This is a genomic window from Anabaena azotica FACHB-119 (assembly GCF_014697625.1).
Taxonomy (GTDB): domain Bacteria; phylum Cyanobacteriota; class Cyanobacteriia; order Cyanobacteriales; family Nostocaceae; genus Trichormus; species Trichormus azoticus_A.
Map to the genome: position 1 here is coordinate 53,471 of NZ_JACJSG010000016.1, position 25,020 is coordinate 78,490.

General features: G+C 39.3%; 20 protein-coding genes and 1 pseudogene. 6 read left to right on the plus strand and 15 right to left on the minus strand.

The features are described 5' to 3' along the window. The first annotated feature begins 30 nt into the window (after window positions 1–30). The 3 genes from H6G83_RS13555 (at window position 31) to H6G83_RS13565 (ending at window position 5,424) form a co-directional block, all read left to right on the plus strand. Window positions 31–2,568 (plus strand): heavy metal translocating P-type ATPase, encoded by a 2,538-nt coding sequence (locus H6G83_RS13555; RefSeq protein WP_190472769.1) that lies wholly within the window; start codon window positions 31–33, stop codon window positions 2,566–2,568. Between the two features lie 167 nt (window positions 2,569–2,735). Beyond that, window positions 2,736–3,926, plus strand: a complete 1,191-nt coding sequence (locus H6G83_RS13560) for an RNA-guided endonuclease InsQ/TnpB family protein (RefSeq protein WP_190472772.1) — start codon at window positions 2,736–2,738, stop codon at window positions 3,924–3,926. Window positions 3,927–4,521: 595 nt separating this feature from the next. Further along, the gene (locus H6G83_RS13565) at window positions 4,522–5,424 is read left to right on the plus strand and encodes an ATP adenylyltransferase family protein (protein ID WP_190472775.1); all 903 of its coding nucleotides are present in this window, start codon (window positions 4,522–4,524) and stop codon (window positions 5,422–5,424) included. A 131-nt stretch (window positions 5,425–5,555) separates the two neighbouring features. On the opposite strand, the gene H6G83_RS35915 is transcribed toward H6G83_RS13565, so the two are convergent. Together H6G83_RS35915 and H6G83_RS13570 are read right to left on the minus strand one after the other, a co-directional pair. After that, window positions 5,556–5,687, minus strand: a complete 132-nt coding sequence (locus H6G83_RS35915) for a hypothetical protein (RefSeq protein WP_277876336.1) — start codon at window positions 5,685–5,687, stop codon at window positions 5,556–5,558. Further along, entirely contained in the window at window positions 5,684–6,268 is a 585-nt protein-coding gene (locus tag H6G83_RS13570; protein WP_190472778.1) for an endonuclease dU, read from the minus strand. The genes H6G83_RS35915 and H6G83_RS13570 overlap by 4 nt, the downstream gene beginning before the upstream one ends. A 140-nt stretch (window positions 6,269–6,408) precedes the next feature. On the opposite strand from H6G83_RS13570, the gene H6G83_RS13575 reads away from it, so the two are divergent. Together H6G83_RS13575 and H6G83_RS13580 are read left to right on the plus strand one after the other, a co-directional pair. Further along, window positions 6,409–6,888: a YbjN domain-containing protein gene (locus tag H6G83_RS13575; protein WP_190472781.1), complete on the plus strand. Its 480-nt coding sequence runs from the start codon at window positions 6,409–6,411 to the stop codon at window positions 6,886–6,888. Window positions 6,889–6,906: 18 nt separating this feature from the next. After that, a complete protein-coding gene (locus tag H6G83_RS13580; protein ID WP_190472784.1) occupies window positions 6,907–7,626 on the plus strand; it encodes a lipoate--protein ligase family protein in 720 nt (239 codons plus the stop codon). A 270-nt stretch (window positions 7,627–7,896) separates the two neighbouring features. Here H6G83_RS13580 and H6G83_RS13585 read toward each other — a convergent pair whose 3' ends face one another. The 8 genes from H6G83_RS13585 to H6G83_RS13620 form a co-directional block, all read right to left on the minus strand. After that, window positions 7,897–9,048 carry a glycosyltransferase family 2 protein gene (locus tag H6G83_RS13585; RefSeq protein ID WP_190472787.1) on the minus strand — a complete coding sequence of 384 codons (1,152 nt, stop codon included), beginning with the start codon at window positions 9,046–9,048 and terminating at the stop codon, window positions 7,897–7,899. A gap of 34 nt (window positions 9,049–9,082) precedes the next feature. Next, window positions 9,083–9,421, minus strand: a complete 339-nt coding sequence (locus tag H6G83_RS13590) for a glycosyltransferase (protein ID WP_242044582.1) — start codon at window positions 9,419–9,421, stop codon at window positions 9,083–9,085. 52 nt (window positions 9,422–9,473) lie between these two features. Continuing rightward, on the minus strand, window positions 9,474–10,238 hold the full coding sequence (locus H6G83_RS13595; RefSeq protein ID WP_190472794.1) for a class I SAM-dependent methyltransferase: 765 nt from the start codon (window positions 10,236–10,238) through the stop codon (window positions 9,474–9,476). A gap of 69 nt (window positions 10,239–10,307) precedes the next feature. After that, window positions 10,308–11,678 carry a glycosyltransferase family 2 protein gene (locus tag H6G83_RS13600; protein ID WP_190472797.1) on the minus strand — a complete coding sequence of 457 codons (1,371 nt, stop codon included), beginning with the start codon at window positions 11,676–11,678 and terminating at the stop codon, window positions 10,308–10,310. Next, window positions 11,675–12,886 (minus strand): glycosyltransferase family 2 protein, encoded by a 1,212-nt coding sequence (locus H6G83_RS13605; RefSeq protein ID WP_190472800.1) that lies wholly within the window; start codon window positions 12,884–12,886, stop codon window positions 11,675–11,677. The genes H6G83_RS13600 and H6G83_RS13605 overlap by 4 nt, the downstream gene beginning before the upstream one ends. 20 nt (window positions 12,887–12,906) lie before the next feature. Further along, window positions 12,907–14,700, minus strand: coding sequence for an ABC transporter ATP-binding protein (locus H6G83_RS13610; protein WP_190473028.1), 1,794 nt, complete (start codon window positions 14,698–14,700; stop codon window positions 12,907–12,909). Window positions 14,701–14,753: 53 nt separating this feature from the next. Then, window positions 14,754–15,857 carry a glycosyltransferase family 2 protein gene (locus tag H6G83_RS13615; RefSeq protein WP_190472804.1) on the minus strand — a complete coding sequence of 368 codons (1,104 nt, stop codon included), beginning with the start codon at window positions 15,855–15,857 and terminating at the stop codon, window positions 14,754–14,756. 515 nt (window positions 15,858–16,372) lie between these two features. Next, the gene (locus tag H6G83_RS13620) at window positions 16,373–18,655 is read right to left on the minus strand and encodes an NACHT domain-containing protein (protein WP_190472807.1); all 2,283 of its coding nucleotides are present in this window, start codon (window positions 18,653–18,655) and stop codon (window positions 16,373–16,375) included. A gap of 1,013 nt (window positions 18,656–19,668) precedes the next feature. Here H6G83_RS13620 and H6G83_RS13625 point away from each other — a divergent pair. Beyond that, the gene (locus H6G83_RS13625; RefSeq protein ID WP_190472809.1) at window positions 19,669–21,123 is read left to right on the plus strand and encodes an MFS transporter; all 1,455 of its coding nucleotides are present in this window, start codon (window positions 19,669–19,671) and stop codon (window positions 21,121–21,123) included. Window positions 21,124–21,188: 65 nt separating this feature from the next. On the opposite strand, the pseudogene H6G83_RS13630 reads toward H6G83_RS13625, so the two are convergent. From H6G83_RS13630 to H6G83_RS13650, 5 genes and pseudogenes are all read right to left on the minus strand, one after another. Continuing rightward, window positions 21,189–21,410, minus strand: a pseudogene (locus tag H6G83_RS13630) (ABC transporter ATP-binding protein); the annotation flags it as partial. Between the two features lie 140 nt (window positions 21,411–21,550). After that, the gene (locus H6G83_RS13635) at window positions 21,551–22,261 is read right to left on the minus strand and encodes an efflux RND transporter periplasmic adaptor subunit (protein WP_313936043.1); all 711 of its coding nucleotides are present in this window, start codon (window positions 22,259–22,261) and stop codon (window positions 21,551–21,553) included. An 81-nt stretch (window positions 22,262–22,342) separates the two neighbouring features. Further along, window positions 22,343–23,536, minus strand: coding sequence for an MFS transporter (locus H6G83_RS13640; RefSeq protein ID WP_190472814.1), 1,194 nt, complete (start codon window positions 23,534–23,536; stop codon window positions 22,343–22,345). A gap of 478 nt (window positions 23,537–24,014) precedes the next feature. Then, entirely contained in the window at window positions 24,015–24,191 is a 177-nt protein-coding gene (locus tag H6G83_RS13645) for a hypothetical protein (protein WP_190472817.1), read from the minus strand. A gap of 157 nt (window positions 24,192–24,348) precedes the next feature. After that, on the minus strand, window positions 24,349–24,486 hold the full coding sequence (locus tag H6G83_RS13650) for a hypothetical protein (RefSeq protein ID WP_190472819.1): 138 nt from the start codon (window positions 24,484–24,486) through the stop codon (window positions 24,349–24,351). Window positions 24,487–25,020 lie beyond the last annotated feature (534 nt).

Here is a 25,020-nt window from a genome sequence, read left to right on the forward strand (position 1 = left end):
ATCAATTTTTAACCTTTGCCTCCAACGGCTATGACTCAAACCCCTTCCCTGAAAACCCAGATTCTACAAGTGAGTGGCATGGACTGTGGTAGTTGTGCCAAAACGATTGAAGTTGGTTTGCAAAAATTACGCGGTGTTACGGAAGTATCGGTGAGCTTTGCAACCAGTAAAGTGAGAATATCCTACAATCCAGAGCATTTGAGTTCAAAAACTATTTGCGATCGCATTCAGGCTTTAGGTTACACAGTAGAAATTAGTTCCCAGGTAGAGTTACAGCAGACAATTAATTCCTGTGAATGTGGTCACGACCATCATCACAGTCATGCAGCAGCACATGAGCTGGAGGAAATAGCCGACACCAAAGCAATACAAGCCACAATAGCTGGTATGGACTGTGGCAATTGTGCCAAAACTGTTGAAGTTGGCTTACGTCAGATTCCTGGTATTAAGGAAGCATCAGTTAATTTCGCTACACAACAGATGCAGGTGTCCTATAACCCACAACAGGTCAATGAAAAAACTATTTATGACCGAGTAAAAGCTTTAGGTTATACGATTGAGCCAAATCAGCAAGTTCAGACTCATACTGATCACCTTGAGCCAAATCATCAGCATGAAGTAGTTGCCAATACTGTCAAGTCTGACCCAGGTAAGTGGAAATTCTGGATAACTAACCGCCGGGTACAGAGTGTGATGCTTACAGGAATAGGGTTAGTTCTGGGTTTACTGGCTGAATATTTAGCGCTACCTATCTGGATAGTACGAGCTTTTTATGGCGTTGGCATAGTAATTGCTGGCTATCCTATTGCACGGGCAGGTTTATTTGAGTTGCGCTTGCGTCGTGCAGACATGAACCTGCTCATGACCATTTCCGTAACTGGAGCATTGATTCTGGGAGACTGGTTTGAGGGGGCATTAGTTGTCTTTTTGTTCTCCTTGGGTACAACATTGCAAGTTTTTACCTTTGACCGCACACGCAATGCAATTCGTGCTTTAATGGACTTAACTCCACCTACGGCTACAGTCAAACAGGGGAATCAGGAAGTGACTGTGCCGGTGGAAAATGTTCAAGTTGGAGAAATTTTGACAATTCGACCTGGACAGCGTGTAGCGTTAGATGGGGTAGTCGTTGCTGGTATCAGTACTATTGACCAGTCTCCAATTACTGGAGAGTCAATTCCCGAAGATAAAACAACAGGCGATGCGGTCTTTGCTGGCACATTAAATCAATCGGGGTTTTTGGAAGTAAAAGTAACTCATAGTTTTAGAGATACGACTGTTGCTAAAATTATTCATCTGGTAGAACAAGCCCAAAGTAGCCGCGCTCCTTCTCAGCAGTGGGTAGATAAATTTGCCGAGGTCTACACCCCTATTGTAATTTTGATAGCGATCGCCATTGCTTTAATTCCCCCCTTAGTTTTTGGTCAGTCTGCGAACATCTGGTTTTATCGGGCATTGGTGATGCTAGTTATTGCCTGTCCCTGTGCCTTAGTAATTTCTACACCAGTTTCTATTGTCAGTGCTATCGGTGCAGCAACTCGTCAGGGCGTTTTGTTCAAAGGTGGTCATGCTCTGGAGACAGCCGGGCATTTGACTACTCTGGCTTTTGATAAAACAGGTACGATTACACAAGGACTACCTGTAGTACAGAAAATTTACGAGCTGGGGATGAGTAAGAACATGGTATTGCAGATTGCGGCAACAATTGAGCAACGCTCAGAACATCCCCTAGCTAAGGCAATTGTCGCTCAGGCTGATCATCTGGGTATGGAATTAGCCACCCCTAGTAACTTTATGGCAATACCAGGTAAAGGAATTCAGGCAACCATTGACCAGATGTGGTATTTTGTAGGTAATCGAAGATTGTTTGCAGACCAAGGTATTCCCTTATCTAGTGAAGCTGAATCTCTGTTGAGTGAAATTGAGCAACAAGGTCAAATTCCGGTGCTAGTGGGAACAAATCAAGGTTTATTAGGAGCGATCGCACTTGCTGATGGTATTCGATTAGAAGCAACAGAAGCTCTGCGACAGTTGAAGCGGATGGGATTAAAGCGGTTGGTGATGCTGAGTGGCGATCGTACTTCTACTGTACGGCAAATTGCCCAACAAGTTGGCATTACAGATTATCAGGCAGAATTATTACCAGAAGATAAACTCCAAGAAATTCAACAACTACGCCGTTCTGGGGTAGTTGGTATGGTGGGAGATGGTATCAACGATGCACCAGCCTTAGCTGCGGCAGATATCAGTTTTGCCGTGGGTGGAATTGATATTGCCTTAGAGACAGCAGATGTAGTGCTTGTTGGTAGTAATTTGAGCCGACTTGCCTATGCAGTAGAATTAAGCCGTCGTACTGTATCTGTGATTCAACAGAATGTAGTCTTTTCTTTAGTAACCAAGGCTTTATTTTTGCTATTAGGAACGTTTGGGTTTGTTGGGTTAGCTGTAGCCGTCTTAGCAGATACAGGGACATCCTTGTTAGTAACTGCGAATGGAATGCGCTTATTTACCAGGACTTACGCACCAAAGTCATCTCAACCTCCCAGGAGACCACCACTTACCCGATAGGGAAGTGGTTGGAGGAATGGGAGGGGAATTGAGAAACGGTTGTTGAGCGTATTTTTGCAAAGCAAAAACAGCGAGACAACCAGTTGAACAATTCCCAAATATTCGGAAACTAATAACTTCTGCATTTTATCTGCTGCTATAATGGGATGAACGTCTAGAGGTACGTAATGCAGGCAATATCAGTTAAATGCAAAGTAGTAGTCCCTGTAGAGTTGCGAGTCGAGATTGACCGCACTTTGCGGGGCTTTGCTGATGCGTGTAACCAAATATTGGAAGTTGCAAAACGCGAAAAATGTTGGAACACGAACAAACTCCATCACAAGGCTTATAAACCAGTCCGCGAGTCTACGGGATTGAAAGCAAACCATGTTTGTCAAGCAATCCGTCGTGTAATTGGTAATGCCAAGGCAGTCAAGCAAATCCATAAATTTCGACCAACGTCGATTAGTCTGGATGCGAGAACTTTTCAATATATTGAAGAGTCGCAAACTGTTGGCATTACTTTGATGTGTGGTCGAGTCAAGTTCAAAATGTCGATTGGTGGATACCAAATTGCATTGCTCAGAGGACAAAAACCAACATCAGCAACGTTTTGTAAGTCTCGCAAAGGTGATTACTACATTAATATCTGTGTTGACATTCCCACCGATCCAATGGGAAAAACTCCGCGAGTAATCGGGGTTGATTTGGGTAGACGCGATATTGCTACCACTACGACCGGTAAATCTTGGAGTGGAGAACAGATTCAAAACACTCGTGACCGATACAGCAAGGTCAGAGCGAACATTCAATCCAAACGCACTCGCAGTTCTAGAAGACTTTTGAGAAGGCTCTCTGGGAGAGAACAACGCTTTCAAAAGTGGTTGAATCACCATATTTCCAAACAAATTGTTTCTGATGCCAAATCGAATAATGCTGCGATTGCATTTGAAGATTTGACAAATATCAGAGAATCTCTTAACCAAAAACCACGAAGTGAAACCGAACGACGCAGAACTAATAATTGGGCTTTTTACCAGTTGCGACTGTTTACCCAATACAAGGCAAGTATCGCTGGTGTTCCCGTTGTTTTGGTTCCACCAGCCTATACCAGCCAAACTTGTTCGCGGTGTCACCATGTACACCCCGTTAAAGGCAAGTCTTATCGTTCTCTTAAGTCGTTTAAATGTGGACATTGTGGTTTTGAGCATGATGCTGATATTAATGCTGCGTTGAATATTGCAGCTTTGGGGGTTTGTGTAAACAACCCTGAAGTTCCGGGGATTGCTTGCTTGTTGGAAGGACAACTTAGTTTGTTTCCGATTGGCGGCGAAAACTGGGACAAAGCCTACACCGACCGTTCACGGCGGTGTAGGTAGTTTACCTGTTAAGACTGGGTGTAAGGGTGTAAGGGTGTAAGGGTGTAAGGGTGTAAATTATTCTCATCTTTTCCCTACACCCCTGTACCCTTGCCAAAACCATTGATTTTTCGTTTTCATGCGTAAGTCCCAATTAAATGTTTATTAAGCAAACACTATAGTCTTTACTAAGAAAAGTTAAGCTATTTTAAGTTTTAACTCCTTTTAATAGAGATTTATACCCAAACTGATATTCTGAATGGAACAGCTAGATTAAAGGATTTTACGGACATGAAAACTACCAAATCCCTGACACCAGTGCGTGAGTATATGTTTTTGGGCGGTTTCATCATGCTGACCAGTGCTAGCATCATCGCAGTCATGAGCGTGTTTTAAGATTAAAGGATTAAAATTTTAATCAAATAAAATTTACAAAACTTCACTCAATTATGAGTGGAGTTTTTAAGTTTGTGTAGAAGTTTAGGAGGAAGGGAAGGGAAGGGGAAGGGGGAAGGGGGAAAGGGGAAAGGGGAAGTAATATATGGACTATGGACTATTGACTATTAACTATGGACTATGGACTATTGACTATTGACTATGGACTATGGACTTAACCATGACTGAAGGAAAAATTTTACTAGAACCTGAAACATTGTGGCATCGGGTAAAACAACAGACAGATTATGCTTTAAACTGTGGGGCGCTGCTATCGATACCGACGGAGTTTGAATTTGTCGAACAGGATGGGGTTAATTTTTTGGTGAGAATTTTATCTAACCTCGCAAGGAAAAATGCAGCCAAGAAGAAGCAAGATAAGCAAGCTGCGGCTGGGAAAGATTTTAATCCTTTTCTTCCTTACGAACAGGATTTATTTGTGTCGGAAATATCCGATACTCATGTATGTATATTGAATAAATTTAATGTTGTTGATTATCACTTACTGATTATCACCCGCGATTTTGAAGAACAGGAAAGCTTGCTGACATTAGGAGATTTTGCGGCAATGTGGGCTTGTCTAGCGGGGATGGATGGTTTAGCATTTTATAATAGTGGCAAACTTGCGGGCGCTAGTCAAAGACATAAGCACTTGCAACTAGTACCATTACCTTTTACAGCTTCACAGCCGCAGATACCCATTGCACCACTATTAATATCAGCAAAATTTCAAGATAGCACTGCAACTATACCGGGGCTACCATTCGTCCATGCTTTCGCTAGTTTACAACCAGCTTGGGTAGATTCTCCATTGATAGGAGCTGAAGCTACTTTAGCAATTTATCATGACTTATTGCGTGCGGTGGGTTTAGGAATAGTCGATGGTGATAAACCTACGGGTGCTTATAATTTATTAGCTACAAGGGAATGGATGATGATTGTACCGCGATCGCAAGAACATTTCCACACCATTTCGGTAAACTCTTTAGGGTTCGCCGGTGCTTTGCTAGTGAAAAACGAGACAGAAATGCAACTCCTCAAACAACATGGCCCCATGACTATTCTTAAGGAAGTAGTCAGTTGACAGTTATCAGTTATCAGTTATCAGTTATCAGTTATCAGTTATCAGTTGACAGTTATCAGTTATCAGTTATCAGTTGACATTAGTTTTTCTCCCTCATCTCCCTCATCTCCCTGTTCCCCTCCTGGGAGGGGCTAGGGGTGGGTTACTCCCTCATCTCCCTCATCTCCCTCATCTCCCTCATCTCCCTTATCTCCCCCCACTCCCTCATCTCCCCCATCTCCCCCATCTCCCCCCAGTCCCCCCAGTCCCCTTTCCCCACTCACGCCTGTCTCCCACTCTCCCCCTTGACCACCGCAGAGGCTATTAAATGGGCTAGGCGTAGGGCTTCGGGAACGTGACCGCAGTCTGTGAGTTGTTGCAGGACTTGGGCTGTGACTTCAGGTTCAGCGCCGCAGACTTGAAAATAAAATGGGGGATGTTCGTGTACAGGGCCTGCACGGCGGATAACTTCTAAGCGTTTGTCTGGATATGGTAATCTTTGCATGGCGTGGATGATAGCTGTTAATCTGGGTTGCTTTCGCATCACGGCAATGCAAGGACGTTCTAGCCTTTGTGCTAATAAGGGTAAGTCAATTATATTGAAGCCACCTAAAGAAATTCCATCTAATAACACTACATGAATTTGGGAAAGAAATTTACCTCCTATGAGTAATTGACAAAGGGTATCTGTTGCGTTCCAGCCATCAGCGTCTATCTCTCCCCAAACCATACCCTCAAACCTTGTACCTGCACAAATGACTCCAGCGACTCCCACGGGTTGAGCCGTATGGCGCTCAAATGGCGCATCATCAAAACCTATAGCGCGGATTTTACGACGATTTCGCAGTAGATGTTCTAGTTCCATGATGTTTGCCTACGGCAGAGGCAAAATAATCATACACTTATCTAAATCTAGATTTACTCTTTAGGGGCTAAAACTATGCTTTCTGCACAAGGTATAAAGAATGTGTAGTTAATAGAATATAGCTAGAGAGAAAAACCCTTATGACAAGTTACCAAGAAACCGTGAGTAAAGATGAACTCATTGAAGAACTAATTTCCGAAAAAACTAGCATTAATCATGTGGAAATCATTGAAAATGTGATTGACTCCCTAGAACAAGATGATAGTGCAATGGTTAGCCACAGTCCAGAAGGTGGTTATCTGTGGAAGTTCAAATATGGGACTGTAGAAGTATTTATCCAACTGACTGGATCAACTGATGAAGACACTATCACAGTTTGGGCGGCGGTTCTCCAGTTACCAGCTAAGGATGAACCAAAGTTATTGCGTCATTTGTTGGAATTGAACTGTTCCAGCACTTTTGAAGCGCGTTTTGGCATTATTGAAAATAAAGTGGTGGTTATTTCTATCCGTACTTTGGCGGAAATATCTCCTGGGGAGGTTTCACGGCTGATTACCATTGTGGCTACAGTCGCGGATGACTATGACGAAGCTTTACAATCAGAGTTTGGTGCAGCTTAAGCAATTTGTGAATTTTTGATGGGTAGCAAGCAGGTTTGGCGACTAATTCCTTTGTTAGCAGCTTCTGGTGTTGTGCAGATGGCTATTGACCGTTGGTTATTAGAACAGCATCAAGCTGGTAAACATCCACCCACTCTGCGATTTTATACTTGGTCGCCACCCGCCATTTCTCTTGGTTATCATCAACGCCAATATCCCGAACATTGGGAAAATTTAATTTGGCGAGGTCAAAAGTTAGATTTGGTACGTCGTCCTACTGGTGGGAGAGCAGTGTTACATCAAGGTGATTTAACTTATGCTGTGGTAACATCTGGATTGAGCGGTAATCGTCTGGCAGCATACGAAAAGATTTGTGAGTTTTTAATTCAAGGATGGAGAGCGATCGCTATAGAATTAAGTTATGGTACAGCCGGGCGTGGTTACATCCACAATCCCAATTGCTTTGGTACAGCTACAGGTGCAGATTTAGTTTTACCAGATGGCACTAAACTAATTGGTAGCGCTCAACTGCGGCGTGGTAATGTAATTTTGCAACATGGTTCTATGCGTCTACAACCAGATGCAGAATTGTTTGCTCAGGTATTTGGTGCAGCATCGTTGACACCTGTACAATTAAACTTGAGTGTAGAAGAGATTATCAGGGCTTTGACTACTGCTGCTAGTGATTGTTTTGATATGCAGTTGGAAGTTAAACCATTGTGTGTAGCTGAATGGAATGATATAGCAGGTGACAGGTGACAGGTGACAGGTGACAGGCAAGGGAAGCTTGTTAATATCAGGGTTTTATGATCTACCTATGTCCTAACCTATGTGGCTACTGCTATATTTTAAGTAGCTAGACAACAGGCGATCGCTATTTATGTCCGACTAATTGCTTACGATATGGTTGCTTTAGTCGGTAATAGGTAATTGTTTGTTACCATTACCAATTACCAATTACCAATTACCTATTACCTATTACCTATTACCAACCCCCAAGATATGATAAGTATTTAAGCGGACATGATATCAAGCAGTAACTCTATATCTTTGAATTGCCACTTTTTTTGATAACCAATTAATCCGCCAATCTTCATATATTTTTGAAGGTAAGATTTTCTTGATTTTCATTAATCTTTTGCCATTTTTTAGTTGTAGCTGTTGAGGATGATTATTTTTATTTGTCCTGAAAAATGTATGAGTCTGAGGAAATACCAAACTAATTATTCTGATAAATGAAATGAGAATAATTTTGAGAGTTTGTACATATAAATCAGGGCGTAACAATGTCATAGAAAAATCCAGCTTTAATGCTTTATATAAGCAAAGCAAAGTCTGCCAATATTTGCCAGATACGCTACTTTTACGAGCTATATAGATATAAAAAAGACTACAAGACCAGCGATAAAGCACATGAGGAATTTCTGGATGTTTTTGCTGAATTAATGCTAATACAGATTGCTGAGAATTTACCATTGAACTATAATTATGAGACATACTACTAGTAGTCTGACGGTAGCCAACGAGAAATTCTCGTACTACTCTTACTTGATACTGTTCGGCAATGCGTAAATAGAGATCCCAATCTTCACAACCTTGACAGCCTTTGGCTTTAAATTCGCAGTCATACAAACCTACCCTATCAAAACAACTACGACGCACTAAGGTAGAACTGGCATTTCCTAAGAAATTTCGATATAGTAAGGCAATATAAACGTCACCTTCGTACTCAGAAATGTGAAAATCACCATTAGGATTATCTGCTTCATCAATGACGACTGACCAAGAATAAACTAGTCCTACAGATGAATCAGATTCTTGAAAACGTTGGACTTGCTTTGCTAAATTTTGCGGATACCAAGTATCGTCTGCATCAATGGGAGCAATAAATTCTCCTTTCGCCTGTTTAATGGCTAAGTTACGTGCCGCAGCTACGCCGGCATTAGGTTGATGTAATAATTGAATTCGATGATCCTGCTGCATAATTGATTGGACGATCGCAGATGTTTCATCTTGTGAACCATCGTCTACAACTATGACTTCGATGTGGGGATAAGTCTGATTAATAACTGAATTTAAGGTTCTTTCAATAAACTCTGCTGCATTATAAGCTGGGATAATTACTGATACTAATGGGCAATTATTTCCTGGTTTTGTGAATAAAGTAAATGATGCACTCATAATCGTTACTAGAATCAATTTGCATGGAAAAAATTTAGCTTTTATTTATCAGTAAAAACTCCCGTAATTGCTGACCGATGGCTTTTAGAGAAAAGGCTTTTTCAGCGCGATCGCGGGCTTTTTTATCCAGTTCATCTTCCCAAGGTTGGTTATCTAAAATGGAACCAAGGGCTTGAGCTAAGGCAGTGCTATCTTCACGGGAGACAATCAGACCACCGGATAATTGCTGATTCTGTAAGATGTCTGGGATACCAGTGGCATCAGTAGCTACTACGGGGAAACCTTCGTGGCGGGAAGGGAGAGTGTAGATATCCGCAGCTGATAAATAAGTTTGGATCAGAGTGCGATCGCGGATATATTCATTCATATTCATATTCATATTATAATTAAATCGCCCCAATGTAACAGGGCTATGGTATGTGATGTCATTCCTTTTGCCAAAGTGAAGCTGTTTCTGTTCCTAATCTTTGTGGCTGGTGTAGGTAATAACTAACCCAGGTCAATGGACTGAGCAATTTACACAAAATTCGCCGTTGACGATGGGATAATTTAGAAAAGGCTACATCATGATTTAGCACAGTTAACGGGTTGATAAATGTAGCAGATTTCTTATAAGGTAAGTTAATTAAATCTTGGAGTTCTGCTAAGGTGTAACCGCGTCTGACATGACCCCATTCTGCCATGACTTCGGCTTCACTAGGACAGATAGATTGCATAAATTTGTAGTAGGGAAAGCGCCAATTTTCATTGGGGGTACTAATTAATAAAAATCCCTGGGGACGTAACACTCTTAACGCTTCTGATATAGCTTTTTGATCATCTGGTACGTGTTCTAATAAATCGAACATTGTTACTGCATCAAAGGACGCATCTGCAAAGGGTAAATCTGTTGCATCACCACAGACAAAGCTGACTTGTTCTTGTTGATTACAAGGTGCTTTGGCGTATTCGGGATTGAAGTCTATGTTCGTGATTTTTGCTTGGGGATAAAGTAGAGATGTTAATCCACTTTGTCCACCACCTACTTCGAGAATTTTTGGTAATTCTTGGTCGGGGGCGATATGATGAATAGCACGCATCTTTTCTCGATAAAAAAATCCCAGAGTTAGCGGTTCGGGAAAAGGATTGCTAGCTAAAAATTCCTTTAAAGGTTGTTTAAAATGATGGGTTTTTGTAGATAAAGTAACCATATTCAAGCACCCAGATGTATCTGTAAAGTGATTATTTTGCATGATGCCAAAAATCTAATACTGACTCGCCTACGAGGAAAGAGGCTTTGATTTCTCCCCCTTTCCTGCGAGAGAAGGGAGTTGAGGGGTGAGTGGCGTTAGCTTTTCCACTTCTGTCCAAGCTGGTTTTTTCCTGTGGTTGATGTAAAACTTAATTCCTGATAGACAACCAAGTATTTCTGTCAAAATAGAACTAGAGCGTAGGGAAGAACCATGTTTGAGCGATCGCAAAATTGCTGCTACATAATATTGAGGCAAAGTCACACACAAACGCCGCAAATTTCCCCAATGTTTGTAGTTAGCAAACTGTACTAATAGCGCTGCTACATGACCACGCATATATTGATAAGCTTGGGATTTAAAAGCATCGATGTCACGGCGATGGTAGTGAAAAATTACAGACTGTGGTTCATAGCGACAAATCCCACCTCCAGCTAGGATTCTATACCACATTTCTGAATCTTCACTACATCCAGATGCGCCTGCGCCTAGTCGTTCATCGAAGTACCCGACTAATTCAAATGTTTGACGGCGAAAAGCCATGTTTGCACCTGCGCCAATGCGCCACACCGGAACACCCCGATGCTGCATATTTGCAAAAAACCGCATATCATAGTTGATGGCGCGGTATTCCCAGCCTGAACTTCCTGAACCTTGATGGAAGATATATTGCGCTTCTGTTTCCAGTTCCGCCGGAAGCATCAGTCCGGTAACAGCTAGGACTTGAGGATTGATAAAAGCTTGCTGTAAACGCACACACCAGTCTGGATGAACTTCTACATCATCATCTGTGAAAGCAATAATCTCTCCAGTTGCATGACGAATACCTGTATTCCGCGCTATGCTTAGTCCTGGTTTTGGTTCTAAGACGTACTGTACTTGGGGTATTTGTGCAACTATCTCACGGGTGGTTGCGTCTTTTGGTGCATTATCAACGACGATAATTTGTTGTGGTGGTTGAGTTAAATTGAGTAGCGATCGCAAACATCGCGCCAGTGATTCTGCTCGGTTGCGGGTACAAATTATTACCGATATAGAGTTATTTATTGGTTGGTTGTTGATTTGTTGAAGTTGCTGGAGGGGTTGCTGTAAAGCCAACAAAGCTGCAAATTCTGGTGGTTTATCCCAGGCGGGATCAGGATGAACCACGGGTAAAGGTGCTTTGAACCCATTTGCGAGTAAGCGATCGCCTACAGTTGGTGTGATAGTCTCTATAGCGAGGTTCCGCAATGCGCTAGCGCTGAGGGGTAACTGGGAAGGGAAAATTTCGCGATCGCCAAGGGGGATACCCCGCCACCAAAATACAGCATATATCCCTTGATATTGAGGTTCAGGAGTTAATTCTGGGATATCTTCACTCAAGTCAATATGTAGTATTTTCCAAGGAGCAAAATTACTCATGAAAATTGCCTCCGAATAGTTTCAATTCGTTTGATAGAACGTGGATATTCCCCAAAAAATCCCACAACTCCACCCCACATTTCTGCCAGAATCATGTTTGCTGGTAATGGGTGTTTTCCCCGCAAGCTATCTCTTAATTGCTTGAGTTGATCCTTCACCCACCACAATATCAGACTGCGTAATTTAGAACGTTGAGGCGGATCAGTTTGATAAGCTTTCATCACAAAAGCCATGAATCCTAATCCCCAAGTCCAGTATTGACGATGCAGTTTCTCATACTCCCGCCGATGTTGATGGTAGATTAAATATTCCGGCTCATAAACTAGGGTATAACCTGCACGAATTACCCGATAAAAAATGTCCAAATCTCCGCCACCAGGTAAAGGCGCACCAGTATCTAACGCCTCATCAAATCCGCCAATTTTTAATAAGATGTCTCGCCGAAATGTCATATTACATCCTGCACCAAATATCCCCGCGCCACAGGGATGGAGGGGATTTCCAGGCAAAATTTGACCGTAGCGAATCTTTTTAAATCCACGTCGAAATCCGCCTCTTTGTTCAAATAAGATTTGCGCTTGAGTTTCTAATTCGTAAGGTAATACTAACCCCGTAAAAGCCGCAGCATCAGGATTTTCTCGCCATGCTGTCATCAATCCTGTTAACCATCTTCTATCAACAACTACATCATCATCAAGGAAGGCGAGAATTTCCCCATTTGCTGAATGTAGAGCTTTATTTCTCGCAAAATCTAGTCCTGGTTTTGGTTCTGTTACATAACGTACCCAAGGTAATGATGCGACCAATTTTTGAGTGCGATCGTCAGCAGGAGCATTATCTATAACTAAGACTTCTAACCCTGAACCTTGTTTGACTAATTCCTGTAAAGATTGCAAACACCGCGCTAAATTTTCCGGTCGGTCTTTCGTACAAATAGCAATAGTTAGTGAGGGGAAGGGAGTATGATTAACAATTGGACTTAATTCTTCTTGGAGATATTCTTGAATCAGCTTACTACCAATTTCTTTGGCAATTAATTGGGCTATTTCTTCGCTAGAAACCAAACTGTTCACAGGAAATTCTTGCAAGACAAATCCCACAGGCTTATCCTGGCGGCGCACAATCAATGCAATACCTGTATTATCTGGAGATAGGGAGATGCTAGGCAAAGGTTGTGTTAATTCTATTTCTTTAATCCTATAGGGCATAGCTATTTATTAATTACATTTTATATATGAGCATTGCGGTGTTGCAAATTATAAAGTTGGGCAAATAATCCATTTAACTTGAGTAAATCTGGTAATTTACCTTGTTCAATAACTCTTCCTGCGTTCAGCACAATAATTTTGTCTGCTTGCTCGATGGTGGCTAGGCGATGGGCAATCACAATTACGGTACGATTGTCACTGAGGGTATTCAGCGCTTCTTGAATTAAATGTTCAGAAATACTATCAAGCGCATTTGTGGCTTCATCGAGAATGAGAATTTCCGGGTTGCGGACTATAGCGCGTGCAAGCGCGATGCGTTGTCTTTGCCCTCCTGAGAGACGCACACCGCGATCGCCGACTTTGGTATCATATCCTTGAGGTAATTCGCTGATAAATTGGTGAGCATTTGCCAGTTTAGCTGCTTCTATAACCTCTGCTTCTGTTACTCCCAAACGACCATAGGCGATATTTTCCCATACCGTTGTACTAAACATATGCACATCTTGACTGACAATAGCAATTTGATTACGCCAGTCATGCAAATTTAGTTCCTTAAGTGGATAATCGTCAACGTAGATTTCTCCTATTTCTAAATTATAAAATCGACATATCAACCCAATGATTGTAGACTTACCCGCACCAGAAGGCCCTACTATAGCTGTGGTTTTACCTTGAGGTATGACAATAGAAATATCTTGAACAGCAGGCTTTTCTGTAGCATTGTAAGCAAAACTTACAGATTCAAAATATATGCCTTGCTTTAATTTTTGGAAGTGAATATTACCAGAACGAATATAAGGTTTATCACTATCATCTAATAGAGATATCACATCATCTACCGCACTAGACAAAGCAATTAAATTGACTTTTGCCGCATCTAGTTGTTTGACCTGCGGCTGTAAGCGGTAGAGAATGAAAATAAAGGTTAATAATCTTGGTAAAGAAGTTCTATCTTGTAGTAATGTAATAACTAAAATACATACTAATAAAATTGCCGATAAAACCTCAGAAATCGGGTTAACACTGGCGGAGAGAGCATCAAGTTTGAAGAATGTATAACGTACATTTTTAGAAGCTCTATCGAAACGTTCCTGCTCATAATCTTCCCGTCCAAAAGCGCGAATTACCTTCATTCCCGCTAACCCTTCCCACATTCGGTTTGCAAGAGCAGAATTACTTTCCACTGCTTGTTGTCCTAAATACTTTACTCGCCTTGTAACTAGCTGAATAGTAATAGATATTAATGCCATCAAAATAGCCACTAATACAGTTAATTGCCAAGAAAGTAATAACAACAAAATTGTAAATACTGAGATTGTACAACAATTAATAATGAGGCTGACAAATGCCGATAAAGCCTGACCAGTCCGCCAAGTTTCAGAAGCCAAGGTATTCATCAGTTTACCTGATTCATTACCTTCTAAAAAACTGTAACTAATGCTTAAAAGCTGATGAAAAATTCTTGAGCGCAGGTCGTGACCGATACGCGAATTAAACCAAGCAAATAAAATACTATTACCATAAATCAACAAGTTTTTGATAGAAATACTGGCGACAATAGAAATAGCAATAATTATCAGGCGATTATTAGGAGAAACATTAACAAATATGTGATTGAGAACACCTACTAAAAAACTGTTGTTACCTGTGGTTAAAGATGAACCATCTAAACTTTGCAGCAAAGGAATAAACAAGCTAATGCCAATTCCTTCAAAAAAAGATGATAATGTCCCCAGACTAACAATTACAGGAATTGACCAAGGATAAAGCCTTAAAATCGCTAATATATTTGTATATATATTCTTTTTTTTCATTTTTTCTAGTTTAAAAGAGCTAGGCTCAAGATAATTATTGATATCAATTAATCCTAATTCTGTGCCAAACCAGACCATCTTTGAGACAAGATGATATCATATATTTTCCAAGGGCTTGGCTTTTTATCTTGGATTTTAATTTGACTGACATCAGTCTGCTGATGATAGTTTGAATTATCATTTAAAGGCGATAGAGACAGAGAATCGCTGTTAATTATTTTCTTGACTATTTGCATCAGCATCTGCAAAATACACTTATATACTCCTGTATGCCAAAGCAAGAGAAAATCTAGCCTCACTGCTTTATACAGCCAAATTAGAGTCTGCCAATAATCCTCACATTTGAGACTTTGCAATGCTAAATAGTAGCGAAAATAACTAGCAGACCAATGAAATATATAATCAGGTATTTCTGGATGTTTGCCGCGAAAATCGAGCATCATTAAATTATAGGACTTTGCCATCGATATATATGACCTAGACATACTACCACTGACCTGACGATAGCCTATTAAAAATTCTCGTACCACTGAGAATTGATAATGTTCAGCAATGCGTAAATAAATATCCCAATCTTCACATCCTTGTGCATTCTGACTTTTTAGTTCACTATTAAAACCGCCCACTTTGTCAAAACAAACGCGACGAATCAATGGTACACTAGCATTACCGATAAAATTTGTGTACAACAGATGTTTGTACACCTCTCCCTCTACACTATGTATGTGGGAATAATACCAAGAATTATATTTGCCAATAATCGCGTCATTTTCATCAATTAAAGCAGACCAAGCATAAACTAATCCTACAGATGAATCAGCATTTGCTAGACATTGCACTTGTTTTTCTAGTTTTTGCTCATACCAAATATCGTCAGCATCAATTGGCGCAATATATTCTCCTACAGATTTTTCTATTGCTAAATTACGGGCGATCGCAACTCCTTGATTCGGCTGCTGGAATAATTTTACACGATTGTCTACCTTAGCGATAGATTCGACTATCTCAGTCGTTTTATCTTGAGAACCATCATCAACAACTACAACTTCGATATTGCTGTAAGTTTGAGATAAAACCGACTGTAATGTTCTACCTATAAACTTTTCTGCATTATAGGCAGGTATGATAACTGAAACCAAGGGAACATCTAATTTCATTTGCTTTGAGTATTCCTCAAAATTAACTAAAATTTAGCATTCAAGTCTTAACAGAGAAATAATAACCATGAAACATTGAGGGGCATGATCAAGCAAAAACACCTCTAACAGAATCACGATCAAGCAAGTAAATTCACTAGTAGTAGAGTAGTTTGCATCTATGCCTTTCACCTTACCAGAATTTTGTCTGTATTTTGCTGCGATCGCATTTAAAGTTTTGACAAAGTAGCGTTACAGAGCAAACTTATCAGTGCTTAATGTAACCTAATATAATTCTGCTCATGTTTCAATGTATGACAAATTAAAGCAGATATACCGTGTTATGTAGAATATGGATTATTTTTTATACATAAAATAAATCCTAAAAAAGTATTATTTAAATTTATTTTTTCTCTGTGTTACGGAGACTTTGCTCAACACGTCTCCTCTGTGCTTTTGCGCTCAAAATAATTTATTCAACCACAGAGGTGCAGAGTCACAGAGTTAAGATGTTCCACAAGAATTTTTTGACTATCTCATTCAACCCCTCTAGCTAAAAACAAACTTGTCTCTAGATGAGAACGTAAGCTAGGGGAAACATCCCTTGTACAATTAAGACAATCTATTAGTAACTTATTAGCATCCCAATACTGTTGTAAATCTTGTAAATCTTGCTGATTAAACTGCCAATTCAAGCCAATTTGACGAGCATTAATCATCAAATTTCGTAACTCTTCCGTCCAAGCTTTTCCATTAGCTAACCACCAATTTTTTAAACCTTCTCTCCCTTCGGTAGTAGCAGGTAACTGATGTTTGAGATGTTGTAATGATGTATGTAAAGGGATTTCTTGCACTAACAAATGTTTTACATCCAGAGCTAAATTTAAGGTGGATAACCTAGCATAGAAAATATCAGCCGTCATTGTCAAACTTACAGTTAGTGCATGAGTCAAAACCAAATCTAGAGCTAATTCCATAGACAAACTACCAGTAAACTGATGCTCTAAAGTAATAGCTAAATCTTGATTACAAGCTAGAGGATGTTCTGGAGGTAAAGCAATAGTAAAATAAAAAGCACGCACACTACTACCCTGATAGATAGAACTTACTTGAGAAGATTTGCGTTCTACCCATTGCAGAAAATGATATAACTTAATATTGCTGATAGCCAGATTATCAATTTTTTGTTTGATTAATTTTAATAATTCATCTGCTGGCTTGAGCATCCATACAGATAGTAAAAGTACATTACGCCAACGTTTATCACACAAATTAACAGCTAACTCTTGCAGCTTTTGACTATTGGCGTTAGCCACAATTTCTTTAGCCGTAAAATACTCTTGAAATATTACATAAGAAAAAGAATAGATGCCTTTTGCTCTTTCAATTAATAACCCATGTTGCAATTCAATTATTTTAATAACTTCTCTACTCTGCATTTCCAAAGCATCTGTATCAGTCGTTATATTTTTTTGATGGAGTAAATAATCAGTGATAATTTGCTGGAGCCTAGTTTGTCTGATCAAGTAATCTCCCTGAGAAAAACTACTTGCTGCTATCCGACTAAGTAGCTTAATTTTATCTAACAAGGATAAGTTAGGAACCACCTGGCTATATTCAATACCTTTGACTTCATACCAACGCACAAGTAGTAAATCTAATGCTTGCTTATAAATTTCAAAATGATGGCTAGGAAAATCTGTATATGACTGAAACACTAAACAACAAAAATTTAATAAAAGTGGGTTATTAGATAATTCTAAGATATGGGAATTTTCCGGTAAATCCAGTTTCTGCATGATTGTTTTTGTCAATATTTGCGAAGTAACTGGAGAATTTTTAGCAACCGACAAGAACCACTTATTGACAAACTCAGCAATTTGTACTGGATTTAAATCAGCAATTTCTACTTCAGTAAACCCATGAAAATTAGCACAATATAAAGCTGAACGACAACTAATAACTATTTTATTTTTATAAAATTTGTTAATAAAAATACGAATTTTATTCAGAGTCTTGTCGTAATTCTCTCCTATGGCTTCATCTAAACCATCTATCAAAACTAACGCTCTGCCATGAGACAATAATGTACTCATATCTGTTTCGGAAATTCCCAAATTCAGCAAATAATTATGTATATATTGAAATAAACTAATCTGGCGAGACTCCTTAACATCTTCAGCAAAGCTTTTGACATTGATAAAAATTGGTACATAATCTGGTTGAAAGGCTCCTTGAGCGCAACTCAGCGCAACTGATTGTAAAAATGTAGTTTTACCTGAACCTGGTTTACCCAATAAAATCATTTTGGCATATTTTGTAATAGCTTCTAAACCTGGAATTGGTTTTTGACATTTTGGGGTAATTGGCTTTTGTAAATCATTAATTTCTAACCATTGCTTACGAGAAATTTCCTCGCAAACATTGATATCAATATAAATATCATTGAGGTAGATGGGTCGAGCAATATCTAAAAGGTGTAATATACCACATTGAGCTTGAATTCTATCGTGATGAATAGAACGCAGTTTCTGCACCAAATCATCAATATCTAGTGAGTTAGACTCATAACGCTCTAAACATAAACTAACTTCAGCAGGCTGTTGAGAAATTTCTGAAGTGTCTAATTCTAGCGCAGAGCAAATATCGTTGAAAACATGACGGTCAATAGGTTTACCCGTAAAAAATTTCCAGATAGACTGACGTGTTTCTAAACCCACTTCCGCCGCTAGATATTCTTGCGTCCATCCCTTACGCTTAAAAGCTTGCTTTGCCTTTTTTATACCCTCAGCAGATGCTTGGAGCGATCGCTTGATCATGATAATACCAATAAACTACTGTATTAGTTTGCCCATTTGCAGACAAAATATACAACTCGTACAGTAAGTTATACAAAAACCCAGCGCGATCGCAAACATCGGTTGTCCATAATAGAACTTGAGTCAGCCAAATCTACATACCCAACTAGCTTAGAGCATTGCCCAAGGAGCGATTCTCATTTTGAGCAATGCTTAAGCTTTTATTAACGGGACTGGGGACTGGGGACTGGGAAGAAAAATTTTCATCACATCTTTGTGTGATTTATCAAGTATTTCTCAAAATAAATAATCCATTTTGTGGGGACAGTCAGATATATTAGTCCAGACAAAAAGCAAAGACAAAATATTTTTCCATCTGCGTATATACTGTTAACTTCTGTCTGCATAAATACCTTTTTTAGCCGTACTGCGATCGTGCCACACTTAGTAGAGTGTGCAATGATAACCTGCTGATAGAAATTTCTCCCTGAATCATCTACTTAAGGCTTATACAAATAGTCACATATAAGTTATCGAAAGGTAGATTTATCAGCTATCTCGCCTGATAAGCCTCTGAAATTTCCAGATTTTTAATACCTCAGAGAGAATTAGGAAAAATATGTCAGTTTTTTGACCAAAAATCTGATTTTATTTTGATGATATTATCTATCATGATAATGTTACTAATAAATTTTATAAGCAAAGATAAATGTCAATGAAAACATGATTTTGATTGACAGAGCATTTCTATTTGACTTTTGAAAAAGACGTAGATTTTGGTGGACAATGCCCACTAATTCAACGATACGAGCTTTTTTCAAAAATCACATAAGTTTGCCATATAAAAGTTTGTTTATATAACATTTTTAACTAAACCATAGTGTATAGTGAAGCTTGCTATGAATTATTAATTGAGATAAGTAGGTAAATGTAGCCTTTCAGCCCTTATATTCTCAACTATTTCATTAATTGCAATTAGTATTAATGAAGAAAATTGTCATGAATATGGAAATTTTAGATATTGAGTAAACCGTATGCTGCCAAATCAAGAAGATGTCATTCCACTGGAATCAACTACTCTCCCTCCTATCCCTATTCAAGAGATTTATGAGGATAGAGCATTAACAGAAACAATCATTTCTCCTAGTCCGAAAAGGTTTCTGACAATCATTTCTAAATCAGATATTCGCCATAGTCTCAAGGTATTAACTTTTGAGAGTGTTTTCGCTACCATTTTTTATAGTGTTATTGGCGGCGCATTACTCAGTAATTTCTTGCTAGAGTTAGGTGCTGGCCCAGTAGAAATTGGTTTGCTGGCGGCTATTCCGCAAGTGGTGAATTTACTTCAACCTTTAGGCGCTTATCTAATAAACCGCAGCCTGAGCTTTCGCCAGTATAGTGTATCTATTTTCCTCCCACCTCGGTTGTTGTGGTTGATTCTTGTACCAGCAATTTGGCTAGTGAGATCATCTCATATAGCTGGACAGCAGGTAGTACAGTTAACATTAGCAATTCTCTTAATAGGTAATATTATTGAAGCTTTGGGTCGTGCGCCTTGGCTGGGTTGGACGGCTGTGTTAGTACCGCAAAAATTAAGGGGACGGTATTTTGGTTTTCGTAGCAGTATTCTTGGCTTGACTAATTTTGTTGCTGTGCCACTTTTAGGTTTGGTGGTATCGGTTTGGCCTGGTGGAACGCTTGAAGGTTACGGCGCAATTCTGGTTGTAGGAATTATACTGGGAATAATCAGTGTAAGTTGCCAAATTTGGATGACTGATGTTAATCCCCAGGTGTTGAAAACTGAGGATTCCGAAACAACCCAACCCCAAGGTATAGATTTTAGCTTGCTCAAAGATACTAATTTTTTAAAGTTTGTACTTTACTTGAGCATTTGGTGCTTTGCGGTGAATGTCAGCGCCCCCTTCTTTAACCTCTATCTGCTAGATAATCTGAGTATAGATATTAGTGTGGTGACGATTTATCATGGCTTAGGTACGGCGGCAAATATGTTAATGCTGCTTTTGTGGGGTAAATTGGCCGATCGCATCGGTAATCGTCCGCTACTAATATTAGTAGGTGTCTTAGTAGCTGTGACTCCTCTGTTGTGGCTGGCGGTGGGAAGCAATCAAATTTCCTTCTGGGTTTACTTACCCTTGCTACACATCTTAGCGGGTGGAACTTGGGCAGCGATCGATTTGTGTACTAATAATATGATGATGGGTATAGCACCCATACGTTATCAGTCTGGTTATTTTGCGATCGCCGGCGCAGTTGCTGGTATAACAGGAGCAATAGGCATCACATTCGGTAGCTTTTTAGCAACTTTTCCTGCTATTGGTGGTTTGCTGGGGCTATTTGTTCTCTCCGGCTTACTACGGATGCTTGCACTCGTACCCTTAGTTTTTGTTCAAGAACAACGTTCTATTTCGTTGGTGCAGTTAATGCAAATGCTGTTACCAGTTAAGCAGCCAGTAGATTTGGTTAATTGAAAATCAAAGTTTGAAATCAGCTAAACTTAGAAAATGACAAAACAGAGATAAAAACTTGGTAAGCTTCAACTTGTTGCCGCTAAACTACCATCTTCCATATTTATAATGCGATCGGCAATGTCAAGAATACGGTTGTCATGAGTAACTAAAACAATAGTACAACTTTGTTCTTTTGCTAATTTCTGCATTAGGTTAACTACATCTCTACCCGACTTACTATCTAAAGCAGCCGTGGGTTCGTCCGCTAACAGAATTTTGGGATGACTTACTAGCGCACGCGCTAATGCTGATTGGAAACCCAACTGCATAAACATAAGAACATCAGCAAAAGCAATACCAGATATTGCTACTAATAACCGACTTTTTTCATATCTTAGTTGTAGCCATCCTAAAGGTGTTCGTCGCTGTAGCTGTTGAATAAAGCCAATCATAATTCAATTTCCACTTCGATTTGCAAATTACTAAACTTAGATGCTATTTCGCTAGAAGGTTTATTTAGCCTGATGTACACTTCAACCACTTTGGCATCAATATTCTGGCTAGGATCTGTATTGACTAGATTCTGCTTACGTACCTTTGAGCTAATCCAATCCACATTTCCATATAGTTGATTTGGTAAAGAATCACTGATAACTTTAACTTTTTGTCCCGGTCGCACTTTACTAATATCAGTTTGGTAAACCTCTGCAACTGCATACATCTGACTGGTTTGTCCAATCTCGACAATGCCATTATTTGAAATTACTTCTCCAGGACGTGTATATATTTCTAGCACTTCACCATCTTGAGGCGATCGCACATAAACTTGTTTGAGTTTTTCTTTTGCCTGATTTACTGCTGCAATGGCATCTGTGACTTCGGCTTCTGATACTTGCACATCTACAGGACGAACTTCGGCTATTTTTTCTAACGTAGCTTTGGCTTCGCTAATTTGGTTGTTTCCCGTAGCGACAATTCGATTAAGAACTGTTTGTGCTTCGCTAATTTGCTTTTTTTGTGTTGCGTCAATTCGTTTTAGAACAGCTTTCGCTTCGTTTCTTTTCTTCTGAGCGGTTTCCAATGCCAAACCCTTACTTTCAAAGGTGGAGAGTGAAATTGCACCGTTATCGTATAACTGCCTGCCAAGACTTACGCTCACTCTTGGAATTATTAGCGCTACATCTTGGTGGTTCGATGTTAAATGACAAGGAATTTTGTCGATTAGATCAGTTATTTGTGACTAGCGTTTGGGAGTTAGCAGAAAACTAAACAAGGCTAATGTAGCCAGAGAAATACCAGCAGTTACCCAAAAGACACCATACATACCCCATAACCCAAAAGATATTCCTGCAATTACCGGCCCTATTGCTTGACCCACTGCTTGTACCGTAGCATTGACCGCCATAAATCCAGATCGCGTATTGTCTACCGCTAATCCTGCTAATAATATTTGGCTACAAGGTATTGCTAAAGCTTCAGCCACACCAAATAAAGTACTAGGAACAATGAGCAACCAGGGATTATGAATTGCCGGAATAATCAACAGAGCGATCGCAATAATCACAAAAGCTACTTTAATGAGAGTTATTTCCGATGTTCCCTGCACTAACCTTCCCAACTGCGAAGCAACCACCGCTAGGGATACTGACATACTGGCTAAAATCAAGCCGATGATTAATCCCGAAGTACCAAAATTAACTCCTGCGAGGATTGGGATGTAAGTCATAAAGGCTCCAGATTGAATTGCAAATATGGAACCTAGTACCAACAGCAGTCCTAGCACTGTACGATTGTTAATACTGTGCCAAGTATTTTGTAGATAAATTTTGAGACCGCTCTTTTGGCTAGGGATGGGTTTTTTGGGAAGCTTGAGTACCATTAAAATCAACATTATTAATGGAAAGGCGCTAACTGCTAGTAAAAATGGATATCGCCAACTAAAACCTGCTAATGCCCCACCAATAACTGGGTAAATCGCTGTACTCATGCCAATCATACTGACGTTTAAAGACATTGCCGTGGTCAAGGCTTTGCCCCGATACATCATACTCATCATAGAGAGGGCTAGAAAATTTAAGCTAGTAACACCTAAACCTTGTATAAATCGCCACTCAAGTAAACTTTGAAAATTATGGGCAAAGGAACTACATCCTCCTGCAACAGCAAACAGCAACAAAGAAGGAACTAAGATTTTTTTTATCCCTACGCGATCGGCTAGTATGCCTAAAATGGGAGTAGCAATACCGATGGGTAGAAAAAAGACGGTCATTACTAGTTGAATTTCCGTGGATGAGACATGAAAAACTTTAGCTAAATCTGGAAGTATAGGTGCGATACTTGGCCCACCCATAATCGCAATCATGGTAACACTAATAATGATATAAAGATTGTAATCGTGAAGAGGATTTTTGTTGCTTGTAAAATCAGGTTGCATAGTTCATTAATAGATAGATTATTGTGCAATATGTCAAGTGTTATCAACCAAAAAAGAAGGCTTGAGAATGAGAGTTACCATTAATATCTACTTCATCTCATAGAGCGGATACAGCGTTTTTCGGGTAAATGAAGTACAGATGTAGGGCGCAGCACTTTTGTGTCCTTAAAATCATCTGTACCTCATTAAGCTACAATCTGCTGTAAGTATTGTTGTAAGTGTTCCATATCAGCAAACTGACTACCTAGATGTAAAATTGAAAGATGATTCATAGCTTGATAAACACAACGTAGTCATGAGACTTGTAGCGTCACGCACCAACCACCAATTGTGACACTTGCGTAAGTCCTGTTATATTTTGGCGTGTCTCTCCAGCTATCAAAACCCTGATTAAAAAGAAATTTAGGGCCCCAACAAGTAGGATGAATATCTGCTGATGTTGCCGATCGTCCCAAAGAATATTTTCCTAAAACTTTTCTTACTCTTTCGGGATTATTATGAAAAAAATTAACGAAAGTAGTAATGGTGTATCCTCTGAAGGTGGTGTTAATTGCTTTGAATTGTTGGTGAGTTCGCTATCTTCAAGAACTTGATTATTTTGATAGTTAATATTTTCAACTGTTTGCTTTTCTTGAACGGTACTATGGTTATTCATTTTCTTCATGGCAATTGTTTGTTTGAGTTCAAATGGTTAAGAAGAATCATGCTTAATACCAATTTTTTCTGACAATGCCCATATTTTGAAGTCTTAAATTCTTGTAAAACAAGAGTTTAATTGCAGATATTCTAGGCATATTTATAGAAAAATCGTATTATGTATGCACTTTAATAACACAATCTACATTAGTAGAGACGATCGCTGTTTCACTAGATACTTGTCTTACTAAACTGGTAGCATCCACAAGCAAGCATGATTCTAATTCAGCATCTCTGCGAAAAAATTGACGCAAAAATTGAAGATTTCAGTAACTGTCCTGTTGAACGCTTCACATTCTCTAGTTCGATAATTCAATAAGCATCTCTGCAAATTATTCAATCAGAAGTATCAAACCAGGCTTTTAACTAGCTTATAAAGTGTGAATGCAAACATCACACACAAATTACTGATTTTTTATTTTCGGTGGTACTAGGCAATTTCTCGTGTTTTAGATGAACATTAACAAGAAAATTCTTTATTAAAATTACCTATAACCCTGCTCAAAGCATTGAATTAAAAGCTTTTCGGTTTGAGAATGTTCATTTATTACTAAAATATTAGTCATTGTATCTGCTAATATTTATTTTCTGAACCCTTGAGCATAACGGAGCGATCGCGGTTATTTAAAATGAAATATCTTTGCCTCCTTGATACGTGAATACTTATCATCAGTTGTTGAAAGCTTTATGCAAGTTTAGTATATATCTCTGCTCAAACAACTGAAACAAAACTCTGACCACGCACAACTACATAATACTCCTACGATAGATAATCAAGCGATGCCTTC

Excerpts from the sequence above, each read along its gene's own strand:
- H6G83_RS13620 (WP_190472807.1), bottom strand. The coding sequence starts at position 18,655 with ATGATCAAGCGATCGCTCCAAGCATCTGCTGAGGGTATAAAAAAGGCA.
- H6G83_RS13605 (WP_190472800.1), bottom strand. The coding sequence starts at position 12,886 with ATGCCCTATAGGATTAAAGAAATAGAATTAACACAACCTTTGCCTAGC.
- H6G83_RS13595 (WP_190472794.1), bottom strand. The coding sequence starts at position 10,238 with ATGGTTACTTTATCTACAAAAACCCATCATTTTAAACAACCTTTAAAG.
- H6G83_RS13600 (WP_190472797.1), bottom strand. The coding sequence starts at position 11,678 with ATGAGTAATTTTGCTCCTTGGAAAATACTACATATTGACTTGAGTGAA.
- H6G83_RS13575 (WP_190472781.1), top strand. The coding sequence starts at position 6,409 with ATGACAAGTTACCAAGAAACCGTGAGTAAAGATGAACTCATTGAAGAA.
- H6G83_RS13625 (WP_190472809.1), top strand. The coding sequence starts at position 19,669 with ATGCTGCCAAATCAAGAAGATGTCATTCCACTGGAATCAACTACTCTC.
- H6G83_RS13615 (WP_190472804.1), bottom strand. The coding sequence starts at position 15,857 with ATGAAATTAGATGTTCCCTTGGTTTCAGTTATCATACCTGCCTATAAT.
- H6G83_RS13565 (WP_190472775.1), top strand. The coding sequence starts at position 4,522 with ATGACTGAAGGAAAAATTTTACTAGAACCTGAAACATTGTGGCATCGG.
- H6G83_RS13610 (WP_190473028.1), bottom strand. The coding sequence starts at position 14,700 with ATGAAAAAAAAGAATATATATACAAATATATTAGCGATTTTAAGGCTT.
- H6G83_RS13560 (WP_190472772.1), top strand. The coding sequence starts at position 2,736 with ATGCAGGCAATATCAGTTAAATGCAAAGTAGTAGTCCCTGTAGAGTTG.
- H6G83_RS13590 (WP_242044582.1), bottom strand. The coding sequence starts at position 9,421 with ATGAATATGAATGAATATATCCGCGATCGCACTCTGATCCAAACTTAT.
- H6G83_RS13640 (WP_190472814.1), bottom strand. The coding sequence starts at position 23,536 with ATGCAACCTGATTTTACAAGCAACAAAAATCCTCTTCACGATTACAAT.
- H6G83_RS13645 (WP_190472817.1), bottom strand. The coding sequence starts at position 24,191 with ATGAATAACCATAGTACCGTTCAAGAAAAGCAAACAGTTGAAAATATT.
- H6G83_RS13585 (WP_190472787.1), bottom strand. The coding sequence starts at position 9,048 with ATGAGTGCATCATTTACTTTATTCACAAAACCAGGAAATAATTGCCCA.
- H6G83_RS13570 (WP_190472778.1), bottom strand. The coding sequence starts at position 6,268 with ATGGAACTAGAACATCTACTGCGAAATCGTCGTAAAATCCGCGCTATA.
- H6G83_RS13555 (WP_190472769.1), top strand. The coding sequence starts at position 31 with ATGACTCAAACCCCTTCCCTGAAAACCCAGATTCTACAAGTGAGTGGC.
- H6G83_RS13580 (WP_190472784.1), top strand. The coding sequence starts at position 6,907 with ATGGGTAGCAAGCAGGTTTGGCGACTAATTCCTTTGTTAGCAGCTTCT.